The following is a 6,456-nucleotide window of genomic DNA, read 5'->3' as shown; positions in this document are numbered from 1 at the left end:
GCCATAACCGTTCCTCCAGGTACACCCGGAGCGCCAATGGCAAAGACGCCAAGGAGCAGGCAGAAGAGTACCATGGTTCCCAGAGAAGGAATGGAGCCGTACAGAATCTGGGATACGGTCATAACGAAGAAGACTTCGGTCAGAACAGATCCGCACAGATGGATATTGGCAAACAGCGGGATACCGAAATTTACCATATCTTCACGAAGTACGGATGACTTTCTTGCACAACGGAGGGCAACAGCCAAAGTTGCCGCGGAGGACATGGTTCCGACTGCAGTGATGTAGGCCGGACCATAATGTTTGATGACTTCCATCGGATTCTTTCCGGAGTAAGCACCAGCCAGTCCATAAAGAAGTGCCATCCAGATGAAATGTCCGATCATAACAATGATGATCACTTTCAGGAAGACCGGAAGCTGACGGGTGATGGTTCCTTCGTAAGCAAGGCTGCAGAAGGTGCAGGCGATGAAGATCGGAAGGATCGGGATAATAACACGGGTAACAATTTCCAGAACGATTTTCTGGAATTCCTCCAGAAGCTCTGCGGTTCGCTCTGCCTTGGTCCAGGTAACTGCAAGGCCAACCAGAACAGAGAACACCAGTGCACTCATAACGCTCATAATCTGCGGAATTTCCAGAGCAAAAATAACTTCCGGAAGTTCTTTCAGTCCGTCTACAGAGGAGACAATAGAAAGATGCGGGATCAGGGTGTATCCGGCGACCATGCTGAACAGTGCGGCACCTACAGAAGATGTGTATGCCAGTACCAGTGCAACGGAAAGCATGCGGGAAGCACTCTTGCCAAGTCTGGTAATGGATGGTGCGATGAAACCGATTACGATCAGCGGTACGCAGAAAGTGATCACCTGACCAAGCAGATGCTTGACGGTAACAATAATGTTCATAAAAGATTCGTTGGAAATGAGCCCGACTGCGATTCCGATGATAACTCCGGCCAATAAGCGTACGGGCAGACTTTGAGCAATTTTTTTCATGAAATAGTTCTCCCTCGTTGTTTTTCTTTATAGTATAGTTGATTTATGATGAGAACACAATAAATATTACAAAATCGATAACCTATAAAATAGGAGATAAAAAAACAGACAATGAAAGAAACGTTCGTAGTTTCTTTTCACTGTCTGCTTTTTGAACTCTTTATGCCAAATATTTCTTCAGAGCATCAGCCTTATCGGTTTTCTCCCACGGAAGATCTACATCGGTACGTCCAAAATGTCCGTAAGCAGCGGTCTGCTTGTAAATCGGGCGACGCAGATCCAGCATCTTGATGATACCGGCCGGTCTGAAGTCAAAGTTTTCACGGAGAACCTCAACCAGTTTCTCATCGGAAAGTTTTCCGGTACCGAAGGTATCCACTCTTACAGAAGTCGGTCTTGCTACGCCGATTGCGTAGGAGAGCTGAATCTCACACTTGTCAGCCAGTCCTGCAGCAACAATATTCTTTGCTGCATAACGTGCTGCGTAAGCTGCGGAACGGTCAACCTTAGTACAGTCTTTTCCGGAGAATGCGCCGCCGCCGTGACGGGCGTATCCACCGTAAGTATCTACGATGATCTTACGTCCGGTCAGTCCGCTGTCTCCGTGGGGTCCGCCGATAACGAAACGTCCGGTCGGGTTAATGAAGAACTTGGTGTCTGCATCGACCATGTCTGCTGGAAGGATCGGATCGAAGACATATTTCTTAATATCAGCGTGAATCTGCTCCTGGGTAACTTCCTCACCGTGCTGGGTGGAAAGAACAACTGCTTCCAGACGAAGCGGTTTGCCGTTTTCATCGTACTCTACGGTAACCTGGGTCTTTCCATCCGGACGAAGGTACGGCAATGTACCGTCTTTGCGAACGTCGGTCAGTCTCTTTGCCAGTTTGTGAGCAAGGGAGATCGCATAGGGCATAAGTTCCGGAGTCTCGTTGGATGCATAGCCAAACATCATACCCTGATCGCCTGCGCCGATTGCCTCCAGCTGGCTGTCATCCATGAGATGCTCTTTTGCTTCCAGTGCCTTGTCTACGCCCATGGCAATATCGGAGGACTGCTCATCAATGGCAGTGATAACGGCACAGTTGTCAGCATCAAATCCGAATTTTCCTCTGGTATATCCGATCTCGCGAATGGTATCGCGAACGATTTTCTGGATATCTACGTATGCTTTGGTGGTGATTTCGCCCATTACCAGTACAAGACCGGTGGTAGTGCTGGTCTCGCAGGCAACACGGCTCATCGGGTCCTGTTCCATCAGTGCGTCCAGAATGGCATCAGAAATCTGGTCACAGATTTTGTCTGGATGGCCTTCGGTTACGGATTCGGAAGTAAATAAAATCTTTTCTTTTTCCATGAAAATACTCCTTTAAAAAATGGTGCAGGAGAATTCTCCTGCTGTGGTTTACAGACAACAAAAAAGCCCGCACAAGCGGACCTGACAAAACATGTATCAAATCCTCTTATTGTTCGATCACTCGCTCAGGTAAGCACCTTCCTTTATAAAGGGGTTGCCGGGTTTCACAGATCCTATGTATCTCCACCGCTCTGAATAAGAGAAAACTACCGTATGGACTTTTCTTTCCATAACATACACTTGTATTATAAAAAAGTCAAGCTTTTTACAAAAAGTTTATAAAATAGAAGCACAGCATATGGTATAATTCAGAGAGATGAGATAGGAGGACAAAAACTTGAACATAAAGACAAAGCTGATTGTCACATTCGGAGTCGTGATAGCAGTTCCGTTGTTTTTGATCTCACTTGTTTTCTTCGGATTTATGAGTATGCAGCCGGCAGAAGTGGCCACACCCCAGACGAGAGAATTTCTGGGAGAGATGCTTGTGTCGGTCATTTTAATTATGGCAATGACCTGCAGTTTTCTGATGGCATGGATTTACCGCAGTATACTGACCCCGATTGAAACTCTGAAAAAAGCAACGAGAAATATTCGTGACGGCAATCTGGATTTTGAAGTGGAAATCGGAGATGATGATGAGATTGGTGAGCTGTGTGCGGATTTTGAGGAGATGAGAATCCGGCTGAAAGAATCCACAGAGGAAAAAGTGGTCTTTGACAGCCAGAATAAAGAGCTTATCAGTAATATTTCCCATGATCTGAAGACACCGATCACAGCGGTAAAAGGCTATGTGGAAGGTCTTTTGGATGGGGTGGCAGATACGCCGGAGAAGCAGGAAAAATATCTGAGAACCATTTATAACAAAGCCAACGATATGGACCGGCTCATTAATGAACTGACCTTTTATTCCAAGATTGACACAAATCGTATTCCGTATACGTTTAACAAGATTAATGTAAAGGAATATTTTGATGACTGCTTTGAAGATATCGGCATGGAGATGAGTCAGCAGCAGATTTCCTTAAGTTATGATAATAAGGTGGCACCGGATGTGATGGTCATTGCGGATGCGGAGCAGATTAAGCGTGTCATCAATAATATCGTAGGAAACTCCGTGAAATACATGGATAAACCGAATAAATCCATTGCTATTCGTGTGACGGATGTGGGAGACTTTGTGCAGGTGGAGATCGAGGATAATGGCCGGGGAATCGCGGCAAAGGATCTTCCATATATATTTGACCGGTTCTACCGGACAGATACGTCAAGAAATTCCTCAAAAGGAGGAAGCGGCATCGGTCTTTCCATTGTTCATAAGGTCATGGAAGACCATGGAGGGAAGGTCTGGGCAACCAGCAGAGAAGGAGAAGGAACGACTATGTATTTCGTTCTTAGAAAATATCAGGAGGTACCGGCTAATGAGTAAAATTTTGATTATTGAGGATGAGGAAGCTATCGCAGATCTGGAGAAGGACTATCTGGAGCTGAGCGGCTTTGAAGTAGAGATTGAGGGCCGGGGAGACAGCGGACTGACAAGAGCCCTGTCGGAAGATTTTGATCTGATTATTCTGGATCTGATGCTCCCGGGTGTGGATGGATTTGAGATCTGCCGTAATATCCGGGAAGAAAAAAATATTCCGGTCATTATGGTGTCAGCCAAGAAAGATGATATTGACAAGATTCGGGGTCTGGGTCTGGGAGCAGATGATTATATGACCAAACCTTTCAGCCCCAGTGAGCTAGTAGCCCGTGTAAAGGCACATCTGGCAAGGTATGAACGGTTAGTAGGAAGCGGTATTCAGGAAAATGAGATTATTGAAATCCGCGGGATCAAGATTGATAAGACTGCACGGCGCGTCTGGGTGAATGGAGAAGAAAAACAGTTTACATCAAAAGAATTCGACCTTCTGGCATTTCTGGCACAGAATCCGAATCATGTATTTACGAAAGAAGAGCTGTTCAGTAAGATCTGGGATATGGAGTCTATTGGGGATATTGCAACCGTAACGGTGCATATCAAGAAGATTCGTGAGAAGATTGAGTTTAATACAGCGAAACCCCAGTACATTGAAACTATCTGGGGTGTAGGATACCGGTTTAAAGTTTAGCACAACAAAAAGACCTGGATTTTCAAGGAAAATCCAGGTCTTTTGTCTTAAAATGCAAGTAAAAATGCAAGCATTTTATTTTTTAAATAATCTTTTGAAGAATCCCTTCTTTGGTTCCGGCTTCTCGATGCCACCGCGTGCACTCTTGATAGCGGTGATATAAATACCACTTACGACTACTTTTACTTCACGCTTTACCGGGAGAAGATCGTAGATGTTAGCGTCTGCAACAAGTGTCATGATCTTCGGTCCGACTTTGGCTTTTACGATAGGCATCTTGGATCTGCGTAAATACCAGGGCGTCTGGTCAATGACCATCTGGGGCAGACCAGATTTTTTCACGGGGAGCTTCTTCTTGTCAATGATCAGCATACTGACCGTCTGTGCCATAGCGTCCAGCTGTGCCTGATTCTCAATCTGGCGTTTCTCAAGTCTGCGACCAAAGAAATAAAGAGCAACCAGAGCGATAATCAATATGATAAGAATGACTAATAAAATTTTCCACATTCTGTCTTCTGTGCCTCCTGCAACAATTTCTCGTCTCATTGTAGCATTTTTCCTCATAAAAAGCAAGAAAGAAAGGTAAGCTGCTTGACAAGCGAAAATGCCACAGCTACAATGAGCCTCATGAAATGATATTACGTCGAGGGAGTTTAATACATATGGAAAAGGAAGAAGGATTTTCCAGGACAAGAAGGCCTTTTGTAAAATACGTTTCGCAGAATATACTGGGAACCATCGGGGTGTCGGCCTACATCCTGGCGGACACGTTTTTTATTTCCCAGTCGGAAGGAGCAGACGGCATTACGGCGCTGAATCTGGTGCTGCCGGTGTACAGTCTCATATTTGCCATCGGATCCATGATTGGAGTCGGTTCTGCCACGCGGTTTGCGTTGGGACGGGCCAGAGGGGACGAGAAGGCGGACCGCTATTTCTCCAATGCGGTGTTCTGGGCCATTTTGCTGGGCATCTGTTTTATGATTCCCGGAATGGGAATGCCGGATAAGGTGCTTTCCCTGCTGGGCGGAGACGCGCGGATTGTGGAGGTGGGAACGGAATATACCAGAATTTTTCTGTTTTATTCGCCGTTCTTTATGTTAAACTATATTTTCAATGCTTTTGTAAGAAATGACGGGGATCCGTCCCTGGCTATGGCGGCAACCATGTCCAGCAGTTTATTCAATATTGTAATGGACTATGTGCTGATCTTTCCCTGTGGACTGGGAATGTCCGGTGCGGCTCTGGCCACCGGCTTGTCACCGGTTGTGGGCATGACCATTTGTGGCCTTCATTTTTTCTCAAAGAAAAATACGGTAACCTTCCGCTGGAAGCGGCCAACCGTGTCTTATCTTGTGAAATCCTGCCAGCTGGGGGTGGCGGCTTTTATGGGAGAGATGTCTTCCGGTGTGACGACCATGGTATTTAACCTGCTGATTCTTGGCATAGCAGGAAATACGGGAATTGCAGCCTACGGCGTGGTAGCCAATATCGCTATTGTGGGAACTGCTATTTTCAATGGTATTTCCCAGGGAACGCAGCCATTGTTCAGCGATACCTTCGGGAGAGGAGAGAAGAAGTCCGTGAACAGGCTGCTTCAGCTGGCAGTTGTGACGGCATTTGCATCGGCGATCATTTTACTGTTAGTGCTGAATCTGTTTGCAGAGCCCATTGTACAGGTCTTTAACCAGCAAGGGGACACTCAGCTGACAGCTTATGCAATCGAGGGTGTCCGGTTGTATTTTATCGGATTTCTGTGTTCCGGATTTAATATTGTAGGAACCGGATACTTAAGCGCGACGGAGAAGGCCGCATGGGCATTCGCCGCGTCAATATTAAGAGGTTTTGTAGCAATTACACTTTGTGCGTTGTTATTGTCGCATCTGTTTGGCATGGCCGGTGTATGGCTGGCATTCCCGGTATCAGAATTGCTGACTGCCATCGTGATGGGAATTGCAATTGTGCAGAGTCGTAAGGCATAGAAGAAAGGATA

The 6,456-nt window shown here is 46.1% G+C and carries 6 protein-coding genes and 1 riboswitch; of the genes, 3 read left to right on the top strand and 3 right to left on the bottom strand.

Going from position 1 to position 6,456, the window contains the following annotated elements:
* Nucleotides 1-998: dicarboxylate/amino acid:cation symporter (locus ACZMB2_RS06175; RefSeq protein ID WP_487596002.1), on the bottom strand; the 998-nt coding region annotated here is incomplete at its 3' end.
* A 160-nt stretch (nucleotides 999-1,158) separates the two neighbouring features.
* Nucleotides 1,159-2,355 (bottom strand): methionine adenosyltransferase, encoded by a 1,197-nt coding sequence (gene metK / locus ACZMB2_RS06170; protein WP_118770447.1) that lies wholly within the window; start codon nucleotides 2,353-2,355, stop codon nucleotides 1,159-1,161.
* 103 nt (nucleotides 2,356-2,458) lie between these two features.
* Nucleotides 2,459-2,557: riboswitch (SAM riboswitch) on the bottom strand.
* 135 nt (nucleotides 2,558-2,692) lie between these two features.
* Here metK and ACZMB2_RS06165 point away from each other — a divergent pair.
* On the top strand, nucleotides 2,693-3,784 hold the full coding sequence (locus ACZMB2_RS06165; protein WP_487596001.1) for a sensor histidine kinase: 1,092 nt from the start codon (nucleotides 2,693-2,695) through the stop codon (nucleotides 3,782-3,784).
* Complete coding sequence (locus tag ACZMB2_RS06160; RefSeq protein ID WP_487596000.1) at nucleotides 3,777-4,466, top strand: response regulator transcription factor; 690 nt, start codon at nucleotides 3,777-3,779, stop codon at nucleotides 4,464-4,466. Before ACZMB2_RS06165 ends, ACZMB2_RS06160 begins: the two co-directional genes overlap by 8 nt.
* A gap of 75 nt (nucleotides 4,467-4,541) precedes the next feature.
* Here the strand turns inward: ACZMB2_RS06160 and ACZMB2_RS06155 are convergent, their stop codons facing one another.
* Nucleotides 4,542-5,012 carry a hypothetical protein gene (locus tag ACZMB2_RS06155; RefSeq protein ID WP_487595999.1) on the bottom strand — a complete coding sequence of 157 codons (471 nt, stop codon included), beginning with the start codon at nucleotides 5,010-5,012 and terminating at the stop codon, nucleotides 4,542-4,544.
* Between the two features lie 116 nt (nucleotides 5,013-5,128).
* Here ACZMB2_RS06155 and ACZMB2_RS06150 point away from each other — a divergent pair, with 116 nt between their 5' ends.
* Nucleotides 5,129-6,445, top strand: coding sequence for an MATE family efflux transporter (locus ACZMB2_RS06150; protein ID WP_487595998.1), 1,317 nt, complete (start codon nucleotides 5,129-5,131; stop codon nucleotides 6,443-6,445).
* Nucleotides 6,446-6,456 lie beyond the last annotated feature (11 nt).

This window comes from Hominiventricola sp. (assembly GCF_057604405.1).
Note: the sequence above shows the minus strand (reverse complement) of the source record. Positions and strands in the feature narration are given on the sequence as shown.